15 protein-coding genes are annotated in these 14,830 nt (G+C 76.1%); 10 read left to right on the top strand and 5 right to left on the bottom strand.

Annotated elements, in window-relative coordinates; all coding sequences use genetic code 11:
• The first annotated feature begins 218 nt into the window (after nt 1–218).
• Nucleotides 219–1,310 carry a fatty acid desaturase family protein gene (locus tag ACF1ED_RS10045; protein WP_391758484.1) on the top strand — a complete coding sequence of 364 codons (1,092 nt, stop codon included), beginning with the start codon at nt 219–221 and terminating at the stop codon, nt 1,308–1,310.
• A 48-nt stretch (nt 1,311–1,358) separates the two neighbouring features.
• The gene (locus ACF1ED_RS10040) at nt 1,359–1,904 is read left to right on the top strand and encodes an MOSC domain-containing protein (RefSeq protein ID WP_391758482.1); all 546 of its coding nucleotides are present in this window, start codon (nt 1,359–1,361) and stop codon (nt 1,902–1,904) included.
• Between the two features lie 7 nt (nt 1,905–1,911).
• Here the strand turns inward: ACF1ED_RS10040 and ACF1ED_RS10035 are convergent, their stop codons facing one another.
• From ACF1ED_RS10035 to ACF1ED_RS10020, 4 genes are all read right to left on the bottom strand, one after another.
• Entirely contained in the window at nt 1,912–2,721 is an 810-nt protein-coding gene (locus ACF1ED_RS10035; protein ID WP_391758480.1) for a hypothetical protein, read from the bottom strand.
• Nucleotides 2,722–2,811: 90 nt separating this feature from the next.
• A complete protein-coding gene (locus ACF1ED_RS10030) occupies nt 2,812–3,105 on the bottom strand; it encodes a hypothetical protein (RefSeq protein ID WP_391758478.1) in 294 nt (97 codons plus the stop codon).
• A gap of 117 nt (nt 3,106–3,222) precedes the next feature.
• Nucleotides 3,223–5,451, bottom strand: coding sequence for a reprolysin-like metallopeptidase (locus ACF1ED_RS10025; protein WP_391758476.1), 2,229 nt, complete (start codon nt 5,449–5,451; stop codon nt 3,223–3,225).
• Nucleotides 5,452–5,641: 190 nt separating this feature from the next.
• Entirely contained in the window at nt 5,642–6,250 is a 609-nt protein-coding gene (locus ACF1ED_RS10020) for a class I SAM-dependent methyltransferase (RefSeq protein ID WP_391758474.1), read from the bottom strand.
• 151 nt (nt 6,251–6,401) lie between these two features.
• Between ACF1ED_RS10020 and ACF1ED_RS10015 the strand changes: the two genes are divergently transcribed.
• The 5 genes from ACF1ED_RS10015 (at nt 6,402) to ACF1ED_RS09995 (ending at nt 11,811) form a co-directional block, all read left to right on the top strand.
• A complete protein-coding gene (locus ACF1ED_RS10015) occupies nt 6,402–7,238 on the top strand; it encodes an MHYT domain-containing protein (protein WP_391758473.1) in 837 nt (278 codons plus the stop codon).
• Nucleotides 7,239–7,320: 82 nt separating this feature from the next.
• Nucleotides 7,321–10,320, top strand: a complete 3,000-nt coding sequence (locus ACF1ED_RS10010; RefSeq protein WP_391758471.1) for a nitrate- and nitrite sensing domain-containing protein — start codon at nt 7,321–7,323, stop codon at nt 10,318–10,320.
• Nucleotides 10,317–10,751, top strand: coding sequence for a roadblock/LC7 domain-containing protein (locus ACF1ED_RS10005; RefSeq protein ID WP_391758469.1), 435 nt, complete (start codon nt 10,317–10,319; stop codon nt 10,749–10,751). The genes ACF1ED_RS10010 and ACF1ED_RS10005 overlap by 4 nt, the downstream gene beginning before the upstream one ends.
• Before the next feature lie 18 nt (nt 10,752–10,769).
• Nucleotides 10,770–11,222 (top strand): DUF742 domain-containing protein, encoded by a 453-nt coding sequence (locus ACF1ED_RS10000; protein ID WP_391758757.1) that lies wholly within the window; start codon nt 10,770–10,772, stop codon nt 11,220–11,222.
• Nucleotides 11,203–11,811: an ATP/GTP-binding protein gene (locus ACF1ED_RS09995; RefSeq protein ID WP_391758467.1), complete on the top strand. Its 609-nt coding sequence runs from the start codon at nt 11,203–11,205 to the stop codon at nt 11,809–11,811. Before ACF1ED_RS10000 ends, ACF1ED_RS09995 begins: the two co-directional genes overlap by 20 nt.
• A gap of 37 nt (nt 11,812–11,848) precedes the next feature.
• Here ACF1ED_RS09995 and ACF1ED_RS09990 read toward each other — a convergent pair whose 3' ends face one another.
• A complete protein-coding gene (locus tag ACF1ED_RS09990; RefSeq protein ID WP_391758465.1) occupies nt 11,849–12,274 on the bottom strand; it encodes a PPOX class F420-dependent oxidoreductase in 426 nt (141 codons plus the stop codon).
• Nucleotides 12,275–12,444: 170 nt separating this feature from the next.
• Here ACF1ED_RS09990 and ACF1ED_RS09985 point away from each other — a divergent pair, with 170 nt between their 5' ends.
• The 3 genes from ACF1ED_RS09985 to ACF1ED_RS09975 all read left to right on the top strand — a co-directional run bounded on the left by ACF1ED_RS09985 (nt 12,445) and on the right by ACF1ED_RS09975 (nt 14,809).
• Nucleotides 12,445–12,849 carry a roadblock/LC7 domain-containing protein gene (locus tag ACF1ED_RS09985; RefSeq protein ID WP_391758755.1) on the top strand — a complete coding sequence of 135 codons (405 nt, stop codon included), beginning with the start codon at nt 12,445–12,447 and terminating at the stop codon, nt 12,847–12,849.
• A gap of 164 nt (nt 12,850–13,013) precedes the next feature.
• Entirely contained in the window at nt 13,014–14,066 is a 1,053-nt protein-coding gene (locus ACF1ED_RS09980) for a DUF6397 family protein (RefSeq protein ID WP_391758463.1), read from the top strand.
• A 521-nt stretch (nt 14,067–14,587) separates the two neighbouring features.
• Nucleotides 14,588–14,809 carry a hypothetical protein gene (locus ACF1ED_RS09975; protein WP_391758462.1) on the top strand — a complete coding sequence of 74 codons (222 nt, stop codon included), beginning with the start codon at nt 14,588–14,590 and terminating at the stop codon, nt 14,807–14,809.
• Nucleotides 14,810–14,830 lie beyond the last annotated feature (21 nt).

Here is a 14,830-nt window from a genome sequence, read left to right as displayed (position 1 = left end):
CCGGAACGCGCCCATCCGGGCGTGACGCCCGACACACGCGCGCCGCCCCGGCCCGGGGGGTGGGGAACGCCCCACCCCCCGGCCCCGGCCCGCCCCCGGGCGCGGCCGGGTGGTGACGCCATGGTTCCGGGCCGTCACGGATCCGTACGGTGAAGACCGCCGCCGCCCCCTCGGCGCGGACGGCAGCCGCCCCCTCTCACAGAAGCCGGAGCCCGCCCATGCCCCAGGCCACCGCCCTCGCCCCCGCCCCGGCGCCCGCCGCACGGACGAGGGGCGGCGGCAGCGAGTTCTCCCCGCTCCTGCGCCTGGTGAAGGGCCAGGGCCTGCTCGACCACCGTCCCGGCTGGTACGCCCGGGACATCGCCCTCACCCTCCTCGGCTTCGCCGCCGTGGCCGTCGTCCTCCTCCTCGCCGGCCCCACCTGGTGGTCCGTCCTCCTCGCCGTCCCCCTCGCGCTGCTCTCCGCCCGCGCCGCCTTCACCGCGCACGACGCGGGCCACGCCCAGATCACCGCGGACCGCCGGGCCGGCCGGGCGGTCCAGCTCGTCCACGCCAACCTCCTCCTCGGCATGAGCCGCGAGTGGTGGAACGACAAGCACAACCGCCACCACGCGAACCCCAACCACCTCGACAAGGACCCGGACGTCGCCGCCGACGTCCTCGTCTTCGCCGAGCACCAGACCGCGGGCCGCACCGGCCTGCGCGGCTTCCTCACCCGCCACCAGGCCCTGCTCTTCTTCCCGCTGACCACCCTGGAGGGCCTCGCGCTCAAGCTGTACGGCGTCCGGGCCCTGCTCGCGAAGGACGGCCCCTACCGCACCCGCGGCGAGCGCCTCACCGAAGGCGCCCTGCTCCTCCTCCACTTCGCCGGCTACGCGGCGCTGCTCCTCACCGCCCTCACCCCCGCCCAGGCCCTCGTCCTCGCGCTCGTCCACCAGATGCTGTTCGGCGTCCACCTCGGCCTGGCCTTCGCCCCCAACCACAAGGGCATGGAGCGGCCCGACGAGCACGAGGACGGCGACAGCTGGGGCCACCTGCGCCGCCAGGTCCTGACCTCCCGCAACATCCGGGGCGGCGCCCTCACCGACTGGTTCCTCGGCGGCCTCAACTACCAGGTAGAGCACCACCTCTTCCCGTCCATGCCCCGCCCGCACCTGCGGCTCGCCCAGCCCGCCGTCCGCGCCCACTGCCGGGCCCTGGGCATCCCGTACACCGAGACCGGCTTCGTCGACTCCTACCGGCAGGCGCTCGGCCACCTCCACGAGGTGGGCGCCACCCTCCGCGAGGAGCGCGCGGGACGCCCGGAGTAGGGTCGAACGCGCATCCGCCCGGCACCGAGCGACCAGGGGGTCTCCCACATGAGCGACGGCACCGTCACCACCGTCAGCAGCAACGGCGTCTACTCCTTCACCAAGCCCAACCGCGAGGCCATCACGCTCCTCGCCGGCCTCGGCGTGGAGGGCGACGTCCACGCCGGCGTCACGGTGAAGCACCGCTCGCGGGTCGCCCAGGACCCCACCCAGCCGAACCTCCGGCAGGTCCACCTCATCCACGGCGAGCTCTTCGACGAGGTCGCCGCGGCCGGCTTCGAGGTGGCCCCCGGCGACCTCGGAGAGAACGTCACCACCCGCGGCGTCGACCTGCTCGCCCTGCCCACCGGCGCCCTCCTCCACCTCGGCGCGGAGGCCGTCGTCGAGGTGACCGGGCTGCGCAACCCGTGCGCCCAGATCGACGGCTTCAGCCACGGACTGCTCAAGCAGGTCGTGGGCCGCGACGCCGACGGCGCGCTCGTCCGCAAGGCCGGGATCATGGGCATCGTGCTGACCGGCGGCGAGGTCCGGCCCGGCGACCCGGTCCGGGTCGAGCTGCCGGCCGGTCCGCACCGCCCGCTGGAGCGCGTCTGACCCCCGGTCAGGAGGGGCGTACGGCGATCGCGTCGAGCCCTTCCAGCAGCGCGGGCAGCCGAGGGCCGCGGCTCACCGGGAGCACTTCGCGCGGCAGCTCGTCGAGGAGGACGAAGGCCATGTCGTCGGTGCGGGCCACCAGCGACCAGCCGGGGCCGTCGGCGCGGAGCGTCCGCGCGCCCTCGCCGGTGAAGCCGGACCGCACCCGGCCGACCGGCGGCGGCTCCTCCAGGTAGCCGCGCAGCTCGGCCAGGGCGCGGCGCACACCGGTGTACGGATCGGCCGCGGCGTCCGGCGCGGCGGCGGCCGCCGGCGGCTCCGGGGCGGGCCGGGGCCCGACCCGGCCCCGCCACTCGTTCCAGTGCAGGGCCACCTCGTCGGCGCCGAGCCGTCGCTGGGCGGGGCCCCACACGTCCCCGGACGGCGGGGCCAGCGGGGCGGGATCGCCCTCCTCGGGCTCGGGGTCGTGCGGGTCGGGGACGCCCGGGGCCTGGGTGGCGACGGGGAGCGGCCAGCCGGGCAGCCCGGCGACCACGGACGCCTCGTCGGGGGAGAGGTCGTAGGCCATGCCGCAGTCCCAGGAGGCGATGGCCACCGCGACCAGCGACACGTCGTCGATGACGACCGTCCAGCGCGCGCCGAGCCCGTCCTGGCCGAAGACGAGCCCGTACCCCTCCTCGTACGGTTCGAGGCCGAGGGCGGCGCAGGCCGCCGGGTAGTCGTCGCCGAGCACGCTCGGGAAGCGCGCGGGCGTCAGCAGGCACGCGGTCAGGACGTACAGCGAGTCGTCCCCGGCCGCCGGTTCCGTAGCCGCCACGGCATCCTCCCCATCTCGCTCCCCATCGGATCGTCGGCGCACCTTAACCAGTGAGTAACCCGCGCGTCGAGGGTCCCCGGGGTGTGAGACTCAGCGCCCTTTGACCCCGAGCAGCGAGCGGGCGACGGTCTCGGGGGTCTGGTTCCGCTCCCGGGCGAGGGTGAGCAGGGCGCGGCAGGCCAGCTCGTTGACGCCGAAGGCGAGCTGGCCGGGGGAGACCCAGGTCACGGCCTCCTCCAGCCGCTCCTGGTCGTCCTCGGCGCAGGCGGCCACGTAGACCGCGGCCGCCTCGAAGAGGTTGTGGCCCTGGCGTCCGGTGCGGGCCGGGGGCGGGGCGGCCTCGCTCCCGGACGCGCGTCGGGCGGAGGGGAGGAGCTTGCGCATGCGTTCCGCTATCCGTGCCACGGCCTGCCGCCTTTCCCCGGGCACGACTGCCCGGCACTCCCACGGTAGACAGTGAAGTGCCGGGGCAGAAGGGGGCGTTGGGGACGGACCGCGCCGCTAGCGGCGGGCGGCCGCCCCGGGTCCGTGGCCGTGCCCGGCGTCGTGACCGGGCCCGGAGCCGTGGCCGGGCCCGGCGTCGGGGTGGCCGCCGGCGCGGGTGAAGACGGCCGTCAGGGTGTGGCCGGTCTCCTCGAAGGAGACGGCGGTCTCGCCCCTGGCGCTCTCCTCGTCCCCGCCGTACGGCTCGCCGTCGAGCAGCCAGTCGGTGAAGACGTACCCGGGCGCGGGCACGGCCGTCGCGGACACGGTGTCGCCGTCGGAGTACGGCCCGTCCTGCGAGAGCTCCACGCTGCCGTGGCCCCGCTGCTCGACCCTCAGCTCGTGGCGCCGCTCCTCGAAGAGGGCGGTGAGCTCCATGTCGTCCCGGCCGACGGTGAGGGCGAGGCTGTCGTCGTCACCGGCGTGCGAGCCGTCGAGGCGCCAGCCCGCGAAGTCCCAGCCGGGCGCGGGCACGGCCTCGTACAGCAGGTCGGCTCCCTCCGCCTCGGCCCGCCCGGCGGGGGCCTTCTTGACCGTGCCCCTGCCGCTGGTCGTGGTGGTCACCTTGGAGGCCGGCGCGGTCCCCTTCTTGAAGACGGCGACGACCGTGTGGTCGCCGGCCGGGACCCAGAAGCCGGAGGCACCGCCCTTGACGGCCTTGCCGTCCAGCTTCCAGCCGCTGAAGACGTACCCCTTCGCCGCCGTCGCCGTGTAGGTGGACCGGGTGCCCTGGGGGTACGGCCCCGGCATCGCGGCCTTGACGGTGCCGGCGCCCTTCGGGCTGACCGAGGCGGTCACGGCGCACAGCGCGTCGGAGGTCCTGGCGGCCCGGTAGGCGGCCACGGCCCTGCCGGTGGTGTTCAGCACGTCGGCGGTGTCGGCCGAGCCCGGGGCGTCGAGGGGGACGCCGAGGCGCTCGCCCCGGTAGGTCTGGTGGGCGTTGGCGAAGCGGTTGATGCGGGTGCAGACGCCCTTGGTGGCCTTGCGGCAGCTGGACTCGTAGGCCATCACGGTCGACCAGTCGCCCTTGGCCGGGAAGTAGCCGGTGGCGCCGTTGTCCGGCTGGACCGGCTGGGTGACGCGGTCGTGGTCGGCGCTCATGTTGTGGCCGATCTCGTGACCCATGGAGTAGTTGGCGACGGCGGCCCGGCCGACCACGTTGTAGCCCCAGGGCGCGGTGGCGGGGCCGGGGTCCGGCGGGGTGTAGCCGAGACCGCCGGCGCGCCGGCCGGCGGCGAGGACGGACACGACGTCGGCCGCGTACCGGTCCCGCTGCGCCGCGAGGGTGTCCGCGACGCCGTCCGTGGGGATCGCGACCGCGCTCAGGAGGTTGTTGGTGACGCCGTCGAGGGAGGCCGGGACGGAGACCAGGGTGGTGCCGACGAGCCGCAGCCGGACCTTGGTGCCGCTGGCCGCGAAGGCGTCGTTGCCGAGGGAGACGCCCTGGGCGGCGAGCGACTTGATCTGGGCGTCGCCGCCGGCCTCGGTACGGGCCCCGGGGGTGTAGCCGACCAGCACGTCGATCAGGACGTGGTCCGCGCCGCCCTTGCAGGCGGCGGCCCTGCCGGCGGGGGCCTCCTCCCGGGGCGCGGTGGCGCCGGTCCGTGCGGCGGAGAGCGCGGCGGCCGGAGGCTCGGTGGGCCGGGGCTCGTCCTCGTCGGTCAGCGGGGTCCCCTGGGAGATGAGGACGCGGCCCGGGCCGACCGGGCGGATCGCGTACAGGTCGCCGCCGAGCATGAACTGCCCGCTCAGGATCTCGTTGCCGGGCGTCTTGTCGCAGCCCCCGTCGAGGGTGAGGACCACGTTCTGGTCGGGGGCGCCGGCCACCCGGCCGTGCCAGACCAGGGTGGAGCCGACGGTGCTCCGGGTGGCCTCCACCGCCTGGACGACCACGTCCCCGAAGAGCGGGAAGGTCGCCTCGCGGCCGTAACCGGTGCCGCAGACGGGCGCCAGGGCGGCCGGCAGGACCCGCGCGATCCGGCCACGGACGAACTCCGCGCCGAAGGCCTCCGCCGCGTCGTCGTCGCCGGCCGGCCCGGTGCGGGCCGGGCCCGCGCTCCTGTTCGTCACGCGCTCGCCGCCGTCCGGGCTGAAGGCCCCCGCCGCCACGACGGCGCGCTCCGCGCGCTCGCGGGCGGCCGCCCCGGATCCGTCGCCCGGGCCCGGCGGCGCGAAACCGGTGACGGTGGTGGCGCCCAGGGCCATGGCTCCGAGGGCCGCGCCGCCCGTCCATCTGTAGCGGGCCATCTTCTCCTCCTGTTTCCCCGGGGCGGCCGCGTCGCCGACGGCTCGCCGGGTTCACCTGCAGAAACGATGAGGAGAATTCCTCGGAGCGGCGGGGTGATCACCTGGTCGTCAGGAGGATCACCCTGCCCGGCGGGGTGTCGGGGGAGGGAGTGCTCCGCATGGCCCTGCGCGCCGGTTCCCCGCCCGGGCGTCAGTTCTCCCGTACGGCCAGGGCGAGGTAGCGGGCGTCCTCGTCCACGTACGTGTCGAGCCGCCAGCCGGCCTCGGCGAGGACGCGGCGCAGCCGGGGTTCGGCCCGGAGGTCGTCCGGGGAGATCCGCCGCCCGTGCCGGGCCGCGAGCGCGGCGCGTCCGATGGGGTGGAAGAGCGCGAGCCGCCCCCCGGGACGGACGGCGCGGGCGAGTTCGCGCAGGTCGGCGACCGGATCGGCGAGGTGGGAGACGAGTCCGGCGCCGAAGACCGCGTCGAGCCCGCCGTCGCGCAGCGGAAGCCGGCCGACGTCGGCGAGGAGCAGGGCCGTGGCGCCCGCCGGGCCGCGCCGCCCGGCCCGTACGGCCTCGGCCAGCATCTCGGGGGTGAGGTCGGCGCCGATCACGGTCCCCGACGGGCCGACGGCGGTACGCAGCGGGGGCAGCGCGCGGCCGGTGCCGCAGCCCGCGTCGAGCACGGAGTCGCCGGGGCGCAGGCTCATTTCGGCCACGGCGGCGGCGTAGGCGGGGCCGTCGTCGGGGAAACGGCTGTCCCAGTCGGCCGCGCGGACGGCGAAGAACGCTCGGACATCTGTGGGGTCATCGCTCATGCGCTCATGATCGCCCACCCCAGGGGGTGAACGTTCTATGGACCCGTTCGAGCGTCGCGCGATCGATCTGGAACTTCTCTCCGTCATATTCCAGCAGCTTTCGAAATGCGCCCCCGGTGCGCCCCCGTGTGCGCACTAGCGTCCCCGAGTCATGGGACACCTGGACCACGCCACCTTCGGCTGGCTGACACCCGTGCTGTCGTACGCGATGGCCTGCACCGGCGCCGCCCTCGGGCTGCGCTGCACCGTACGCGCGCTCGACGCGACCGGCCGTTCGCGGCGGAACTGGCTGCTCACCGCCGCCTCCGCGATCGGCACCGGCATCTGGACCATGCACTTCGTGGCGATGCTCGGCTTCGGCGTCACCGGCACCGACATCCGCTACGACGTGCCGCTCACCGTCCTCAGCCTCGTCATCGCGATGGGCGTGGTGGGGGTCGGAGTCTTCGCCGTCGGCTACGGACGCGACCGCGTGCGATCGCTTCTGATCGGCGGACTGACGACCGGGATCGGCGTCGCGAGCATGCACTACATGGGCATGGCGGCCCTCCGCCTCCACGGCACCGTCCACTACGACCCGGTGCTCGTCGCCCTCTCGGTCCTCATCGCGGTCGTCGCGGCCACCGCGGCGCTCTGGGCCGCCCTCCACATCCACGCCCCGATCGCGGTCGCGCTCGCCTCGCTCGTCATGGGAGCCGCCGTCAGCAGCATGCACTACACGGGCATGTTCGCCGTGGACGTGGAGGTCGCTCCCTCCTCCGCCGGCCTCCCGGGCGCCACGGTCATGCAGTTCATCTTCCCGCTCGCCGTCGGCCTCGGCTCGTACCTCTTCATCACCTCCGCCTTCGTCGCCCTCTCCCCGACGGCCGGGGAACGGGCCGCGTACGCCTCCGCCGAACGCCTCACCGAACCGGACGAGCGCGCGGTCGACGTGGCCCCGCCCGGCTTCCGGGCCGGCCGCGACCCGCTGCGGACGCCCGCGCCCTGACCGCCCTCCCCCTCCCGCCCTCCCGCACGCGCGCGTGCACCCGCCATCGCACCCAGCCGGAAACCGCCGGAACGAGGAGCCCATGCGCACTCCCCGCAAGAACCAGGACGCCGCGGCGCCCACGCCGCCGGCGACCGCACGCGGGCGGCGCGCGCACGCCGGACCGCCCGCCGAAGAACCCGAACCCCACACCCCCGACCGCGCCTTCGACCGGGCACCCGACCGCGCCCCCGAACGGGCGCCCGGCACCCCGCCCGGGCCGCCCGCCGGGGACCCGGTGGCCGAAGCGGGGGAGGACGCCGCCGGAACCGCGCCCGCCCCCGGCGCGGAGGCCCCGGGCGCGGAGGCCCGGCGGCGGGGCCTGCGGCCCCGTACCGTACGGGCCAAGATCGTCTCGCTTCTGATGGTCCCGGTCGTCTCGCTCCTCGCCCTCTGGGGCTTCGCCACCGTCACCACCGCCCAGGACATGGCGCGGATCCGCCAGCTCCAGCGCGTCGACGCCGACATCCGGCAGCCGGTGTCCGCCGTCCTCGCCGCCCTCCAGGACGAACGCCGGGCCGCCCTGCGGCAGATCGCCGCCCCCGGCGCGGGCCGGGCCGCCGAGCTCAAGGACCGGATCCGCCGCACCGACGAGGCCGCCGACCGGCTCCGGCTCGGCGGCGGTCACACCGTCGGCGACTCCGGGGGCCTGCCCGCCGACGTCGCCGACCGCGTCGGCGCCTTCGTCGGCGAGGTCCAGGGCCTCGCCCGCCTCCGCACCGCCGCCGCCGGCGGACGCGGCGACTGGGACCGGGCGTACGACGCGTACACGACCGCCGTCTCGGCCGGCTTCGCCGTCGGCGGAGCCCTCAGCGGCATCCAGGACACCGAACGGGGGGCCCACGCGCGCGTGCTCCTCGAACTGGCCCGGGCCGGCGAGATGCTCTCCCGCGAGGACGCCCTCCTCGGCTCCGCCCACCTCACCGGCCGGCTGACCGCCGCCCACCAGCGCGCCTTCACCGGCGCGGCCGAGACCCGGCGGACCCTCCTCGCCTCGGCCACGGCCGACCTCCCCCCGGCCGGCCGGGCCGCCTGGTCCCGGCTCGCCGACGGCGCCGACCACGCCCGGCTCACCGGAGCCGAGGACCGCGTCGCCCGCGCCGCCGACGGCCGCCCCGCCGCCCAGGCCGCGCCGTCCGCCGACTGGGACCCCGCCCTCGCCGCCGTACGCACCGGACTCGCCGCCGTCGAGAACGACGCGCGCGCCGCGGCGGCCGACGACACCGGCCCCTTCGCGGGAGGCATCCTCAGCCCCGCGGGCGCGGCCGTCGTCCTCGGCCTCGTCGCCGTCGCCGCCTCCCTCGTCATCTCCGTGCGCATCGGCCGCGGCCTCGTCGTCGAGCTGGTCAGCCTCCGCAACACCGCCCTCGGCATCGCCCGCCGCAAACTCCCCGCCGCCATGGGCAGACTGCGCGCCGGGGAGGAGATCGACGTCCTGGCCGAGGCCCCGCCGGGACCCGCGGCCCGGGACGAGATCGGCCAGGTCGGCGAAGCCCTCGCCACCGTGCACCGGGCCGCCCTCTCCGCGGCCGTCGAACGCGCCGAACTGGCCAGCGGCATCTCCGGCGTCTTCGTCAACCTCGCCCGCCGCAGCCAGGTCCTCGTCCACCGCCAGCTCAACCTCCTGGACAGCATGGAGCGGCGCGCCGACGACCCCGGCGAGCTCGGCGACCTCTTCCGCCTCGACCACCTCACCACCCGCATGCGCCGCCACGCCGAGAGCCTGATCATCCTCTCCGGCGCCGCCCCGGGCCGTGCCTGGCGGATGCCGGTGCCGCTGACCAACGTCGTCCGCGCCGCCGTCTCCGAGATCGAGGACTACGCGCGCGTGGAGGTGCGCCGGCTCCCCGAGACCGCCGTCGCGGGCGGAGCCGTCGCCGACCTCACCCACCTCCTCGCCGAACTCATCGAGAACGCCGCCCAGTTCTCCCCGCCGCACACCAAGGTGCGGGTCAGCGGCGAGCCCGTCGGCAACGGCTACGCCCTGGAGATCGAGGACCGCGGCCTCGGCATGGGCAAGGAGTCCCTCGCCGAGGCCAACGCCCGCATCGACCGGTCCGAGGCCCTCGACCTCTTCGACAGCGACCGCCTCGGCCTCTTCGTCGTCAGCCGCCTCTCCGCCCGGCACGCCGTCAAGGTGCACCTGAGGCCGTCCCCGTACGGCGGCACCACCGCCGTCGTCCTGCTCCCCACCGACCTCCTCCAGGGCGCCCCGCCGACCGGTCAGGGCACCGCCGCCGACCCCGTGGACGCCGGGACCGCCGCCCCCGCGGCCACCGTCGCCCGCGACGGGGAACGGGCCGCCCGCGAACGCGCGGAGGCCCACCGCGCGGAGGCCCGCCGTTTCGCCCGCCCCGCGCCCGACCCGCGCACCCCCGCGACCGGTGCGGACACCGGCGCCCCGAAGACCCTCGCGGGCCCGTCCCCGTCCGCCCCCGAGGCGCCCCGCACCTCCCTCGCGCCCGCGCCGCCGGGTCCCGGACGGGCCACGGCCCGGCCGCAGACCCCGCCGCGCCCCACGGCGGTCCCCGCGCTCGCCCCGGGCTCCGCCCCCGCACCCGTCCCGGCCGGCGTCACCCCCCTGCGCCCGCGCGGCCACTCCCTGCCGCCGCAGGCGCCGCCGGACCGGACGGGCCACGGGCCCGCCGACCCGGGCGCCGACGACGGGCTGCCCCGCCGCATCCGGCAGGCGAGCCTCGTCCCCCAGCTGCGCGAGGCGCCCGCGCCCGACCCGGTCCCCGCGCCCGCCGTCGCGGGCGCCCCGGAGCGGACGCCGGAGCAGGTGCGCGACCGGATGGCCGCCTACCGCGACGGCTGGCAGCGCGGCGGCGGGCCCGCCCCGGGGGCCAGGCGCCCGCTCGGCGACGGCGCGCTCCCGGCCGGCCCGGGCACGCGCGCGTACGGCGACACCAGGCCCACCGCCCCGCACGAGCCCCCGTACGACCCGCGCAGCGACGCACGCGCGCGTACCGACCTCGGCCCCTACTTCGGCGCCCGCCCGAACCCGCCCCAGGACCCCCGATCCGAAGGAGACGACGCATGATCGACCACGAGAGGATCTCCCACCACCGCTCCGGCGAACTCGACTGGCTCCTCGACGATCTGGTCACCAGGGTCCGCGAGGTCCGGCACACAGTGGTGCTCTCCAGCGACGGCCTCCCCGTCGGCGCCTCCAGCGGACTGAGCCGGGAGGACGCGGAACACCTCGCGGCGATCGCCTCCGGCTTCCACAGCCTCGCCAAGGGCGCCGGACGCCAGTTCCACACCGGCGGCGTCCGCCAGACCATGGTCGAGATGGACGACGGCTTCCTCTTCGTCGCCGCCGCCGGCGACGGCTCCTGCCTGGCCGTCCTCAGCTCCGTCAGCGCCGACGTCGGCCTCATCGCCTACGAGATGGCCCGCCTGGTCAAGCGCGTCGGCGAGCACCTGCACACCCCGCCGCGGCTCACGGTGCCCCCACCGGCCGCCGGCTGACCGGAGAACCCCATGACGATGGACAGCAGCGGGGACACCACCGGCGGGGAGACGACCGGCGGGGACGGCACCGGCGGAGGGCCGCCCATGACGGGCAGCCAGTGGTACGACGCCGACGCCGGGCCGCTCGTCCGGCCGTACGCGATGACCGGCGGCCGCACCAGACCCGGCCCCAGCAACGTCCGGTTCGACCTGATCGCCCTCGTCGTCGTCGACGACGACCCGCCGGGCGAGGCCGAGGAGGCCGTGCTCGGCCCGGAACACCGCGCCCTGCTCGCCCTCTGCCGGTCCGAGACCCAGTCGGTGGCCGAACTCGCCGCCGACGCCGACCTCCCCGTGGGAGTCGTCCGGGTCCTCCTCGGCGACCTCCTCGAATCGGGCTTCGTACGCGTCAGCAGACCCGTACCGCCCGCACAGCTCCCCGACGAACGCATCCTGAGAGAAGTGATCGATGGCCTACGAGCGCTCTGAGAGCACCGGTGCGGACGGCGGCGACGCCCTCGCCCTGAAGATCCTCGTCGCCGGAGGCTTCGGCGTCGGCAAGACCACCCTGGTCGGGGCGGTCAGCGAGATCCGGCCGCTGCGCACCGAGGAACGGCTCAGCCGGGCCGGCGAACTCGTCGACGACACCGGGGGAGTGGACCGGAAGACCACCACCACCGTGGCCATGGACTTCGGCCGGATCACGATCCGCGCGGGCCTGTCGCTGTACCTCTTCGGGACCCCGGGACAGGACCGCTTCTGGTTCCTGTGGGACGAGCTCTCGCAGGGGGCCCTGGGCGCGGTCGTCCTCGCCGACACCCGCCGCCTGGAGGACTGCTTCCCGGCGGTCGACTACTTCGAGCACCGGAAGATCCCGTTCGTGGTGGCCGTCAACTGCTTCGAGGGCGCCCGCTCCTACGGGGCGCAGGACGTCTCCCGCGCCCTCGACCTGGACCTGGGCACCCCCGTGGTGCTCTGCGACGCGCGCGACCGGGACTCCGGCAAGGAGGTCCTCATCCGGGTCGTCGAGTACGCCGGGCGGATGCACACCGCCCGGCTGCTCGACACGGTCGGCTGAGCCGGCCGGAGCCCTCCGGGGGAGCGGCGGCGTGGCGTCAGTCGGAGACGCCGCCCGCCGAGACGACCTTCTCGATCTTCACCCGGACCAGCAGCTCGCCCGGCACCCCGTTGCGGGCCCCGAACTCCTCGGCCCGGTCCTCGCCCATGTAGCGGCCGCCGATCCTGGTGGCCCAGCGGACCAGATCCGCCGGGTCCTCGCTCAGCTCGGCCCGGCCGCTCAGGGTGACGTACGAGAACGGCGGGGCGTCGTCGTCGACGCAGAGCGAGACCCTGCCGTCCCGGGCGAGGTTGCGGCCCTTCACCGTGTCCTTCCCGGTGTTGAAGACGAAGGAGTCGCCGTCGAGCACGAACCACACCGGCACCACGTGCGGGCTGCCGTCCGCGCGGACGGTCGCGAGCTTGCCGGTACGGGTGCCCCGGGACACGAAGGTCCGCCACTGTTCCTCGGTCATTCTCGTCATCTCCCCATCGTGCGCCATCAGGTGGGCGCGCGGCGGCACACCAGGGCCGATGGGGTGCTTGCCCTGTCCACGACAGTGCGTAAGGCTTGCCGGGACACGCGGTCCGTACGGCGCACGCGGGCACGGGGCCCGGCCGGCACGGCCGCACCGACGAGGGGGAGGACCACCACATGGCGCTGGACAAGGGGCTCGACTGGCTCCTGGACGACCTGACCCGGCGGGTCGGACCGATACGGCACGCGCTGGTGCTGTCGAACGACGGACTGGTGACGGGCGCGAGCAGTGAACTCGCGCGGGAGGACGCGGAACACCTGGCCGCGGTCTCCTCCGGCCTGCACAGCCTCGCCCGCGGCTCGGGCCGGCACTTCCGGGCCGGCCGGGCCCGGCAGACGATGGTCGAGTTCGACGAGGCCCTGCTGTTCGTGACGGCGGCGGGCGAGGGCAGCTGCCTCTGCGTGCTCAGCGACGCGGAGGCCGATGTCGGCCAGGTCGCGTACGAGATGACCCTGCTGGTGAACAGGGTCGGCGAGCACCTGGGCGTCTCCGTACGGCAGCCGGGCGGGCCGACCTCCTGACGGCGGCCGCCGTCCGCCGCCCGCGCTCCTCGGAGGGTTTTCCACAGGCGGTTGTCCACAGGAGACACGTGAGTCGTCACTCTCCGTTACATTCGTCGTGTCGGGTTCGTCGGAACCCGCGCCGGCCGGCAGGCCGGGACGGACGAGTGGGGGAGGCGGACACCATGACGGTGGACGGGACGACGCGGACGGTGACACCGGCCCGGGCGGCGGAAGAGCTGGAACTGAGGCGCGAAGAGTTCCGGCTCGCCGTCCGGATGGGCCTGATCAGGACCCTCCCCGGCCCGCTCCCGGCCGCGGACCGGGAAGGGGCCGTCCGGGACCGGGGAGGCGGCCGGGACCGGGCGCCCGAGCGGCGCCCGGTCGAGCGCGCCGAGCTCGACCGGCTCAAGGCGGCGCCGGACTTCCCCGACGGCCTCAGGGAGCGCGTGCGGGCCGTGGGCGCGGGGGAGGCGGCCGGGCTCCTCTCCATCACCCCCGGCCGGTTCGCCCGCCTGGCCCGCACCGGCCACCTCAGCCCGGTCCGCTTCTACCTCAACCGCTACCGGTCGGTGATCTGGCTGTACGTGGCGGCCGAGGTCACCGCCTTCGGCGCGGAGCACCCCGCCCTGCTCACCGGCCGGCTGCCGGCCGGCGTGCGCGAGCGGGAGGCCGCCGGGGAGGACCTGCGGGCCAGGAACTGGCGCTCCCGCCATCTGGCTCTGCTGCTGCGCGGCACCGACGACCCGTGGGCCCGCGCGGCGGCCATCGCCTCACTGCTCGACCCGGTCCAGGTGGCGGAGGTCGTCGACGACCCGCGCGAACGCGGCCACCTCGACCGGCTGCGCCCGGCACCGCCGCCGGGCTTCCCGGTCGCGGGCGCGGCCCACGAGGTCGCCGCCCGGCTCGTCCGTGCCGACGACCCGGACGAGATCCTGTGGCACCGGGTGAGCCTCGCCCTCGCCCTGGACGAGGCCCGTGCCGCCCGCCGGGCGCCGCACCCCGGCGAGCTGCCGCGACCGGTGGCGGTGTCGGCGAGAGCCGAGCCGGCCGGAGCCGGAGCGGGCGACGGGACCGGGTCTCGCCCGCGGGCCCGCCCCCGTGCCGTGCGGGGGGCGCGCCCGCCGGGGAGGGCGCCGAATCCCCGGCGGCCCGGGCTGCTGGACCGGCTCCGGCGATCGCTCCCCGGCCGGACGGGCGGGGGCGGAGGGTGGGCGGGCCGGCGCGACTGGGGCTGAGGCGGCCGGTCCGGGGCGGGAAGCCGCATGAGTGTTCTACGATCCGGCGGATGAGGTCCGGACGCCGGGCCCGAGCGCTGTCGGCCTGCTGTGCTGCCGCCGTCGTCGCCTTCGGTTGGTACGCCGGCCAGACCGTACGCCCCCTGGCTGCGAGGTCGCTTTCGCCGCCTTCGCCGATGGCGACGGACGGCCCCTCCCCGTGGACGGGGAGGACGTCACGTGGGACTGGGACGAACTGGACGAGCGCGCCTACCAGGACATGATCGCGTCAGGACGCTGCGGCCCGCCGGTGGCCCGCTGGCGCCACTGGATCGGCTGACCTGACCTGACCTGACCTGACCTGACCTGACCTGACCTGACCTGACCTGACCTGACCTGACCCGACCTGACCTGACCCGACCTGGCCTGGCCTGACCCGGGGCGGGCCGTGTTCCGGGGGACGGGTTCGTCGGGCTCGCGTCGCCTCCGCCGTCCGGCGCGGGTCGGCGTGCCCTGCCGGGGCCCGCGTCGTTGAGCCCGGCATGACGATCCTCAACCGCCGTACGCTCGCCGCCGCCGCTGTCGCCGCCACCGCTGTCCTCGCCTCGGCCGGGGCGGCGTCGGCCGACAGCGTCGGCAACAACCTTCCCGGGCTCGGACTCCTGTCCCAGGGCCTCGGGAACGGCGACCAGCGGGCCGACACCGCCGACGCCACCGACACCCTGCCCACCCACGACGCCCTCAACAACGTCACCCTCCCCTGACCGAAGCCCCCTCCGCGCCCT

The sequence above is a fragment of the Streptomyces sp. NPDC014656 genome (assembly GCF_043084305.1).
Classification (GTDB): domain Bacteria; phylum Actinomycetota; class Actinomycetes; order Streptomycetales; family Streptomycetaceae; genus Streptomyces.
The sequence above is the reverse complement of the archived record's forward strand: the minus strand, read 5'-3'. Positions and strand labels throughout refer to the sequence as shown.

Coding starts and splice junctions, on each gene's coding strand:
- ACF1ED_RS09985 (WP_391758755.1), top strand. CDS start 12,445: ATGGCGCTGGACAAGGGGCTCGACTGGCTCCTGGACGACCTGACCCGG.
- ACF1ED_RS09995 (WP_391758467.1), top strand. CDS start 11,203: ATGGCCTACGAGCGCTCTGAGAGCACCGGTGCGGACGGCGGCGACGCC.
- ACF1ED_RS09980 (WP_391758463.1), top strand. CDS start 13,014: ATGACGGTGGACGGGACGACGCGGACGGTGACACCGGCCCGGGCGGCG.
- ACF1ED_RS10020 (WP_391758474.1), bottom strand. CDS start 6,250: ATGAGCGATGACCCCACAGATGTCCGAGCGTTCTTCGCCGTCCGCGCG.
- ACF1ED_RS10010 (WP_391758471.1), top strand. CDS start 7,321: ATGCGCACTCCCCGCAAGAACCAGGACGCCGCGGCGCCCACGCCGCCG.
- ACF1ED_RS10030 (WP_391758478.1), bottom strand. CDS start 3,105: ATGCGCAAGCTCCTCCCCTCCGCCCGACGCGCGTCCGGGAGCGAGGCC.
- ACF1ED_RS10025 (WP_391758476.1), bottom strand. CDS start 5,451: ATGGCCCGCTACAGATGGACGGGCGGCGCGGCCCTCGGAGCCATGGCC.
- ACF1ED_RS09975 (WP_391758462.1), top strand. CDS start 14,588: ATGACGATCCTCAACCGCCGTACGCTCGCCGCCGCCGCTGTCGCCGCC.
- ACF1ED_RS10000 (WP_391758757.1), top strand. CDS start 10,770: ATGGACAGCAGCGGGGACACCACCGGCGGGGAGACGACCGGCGGGGAC.
- ACF1ED_RS10005 (WP_391758469.1), top strand. CDS start 10,317: ATGATCGACCACGAGAGGATCTCCCACCACCGCTCCGGCGAACTCGAC.
- ACF1ED_RS10045 (WP_391758484.1), top strand. CDS start 219: ATGCCCCAGGCCACCGCCCTCGCCCCCGCCCCGGCGCCCGCCGCACGG.
- ACF1ED_RS10015 (WP_391758473.1), top strand. CDS start 6,402: ATGGGACACCTGGACCACGCCACCTTCGGCTGGCTGACACCCGTGCTG.
- ACF1ED_RS09990 (WP_391758465.1), bottom strand. CDS start 12,274: ATGACGAGAATGACCGAGGAACAGTGGCGGACCTTCGTGTCCCGGGGC.
- ACF1ED_RS10040 (WP_391758482.1), top strand. CDS start 1,359: ATGAGCGACGGCACCGTCACCACCGTCAGCAGCAACGGCGTCTACTCC.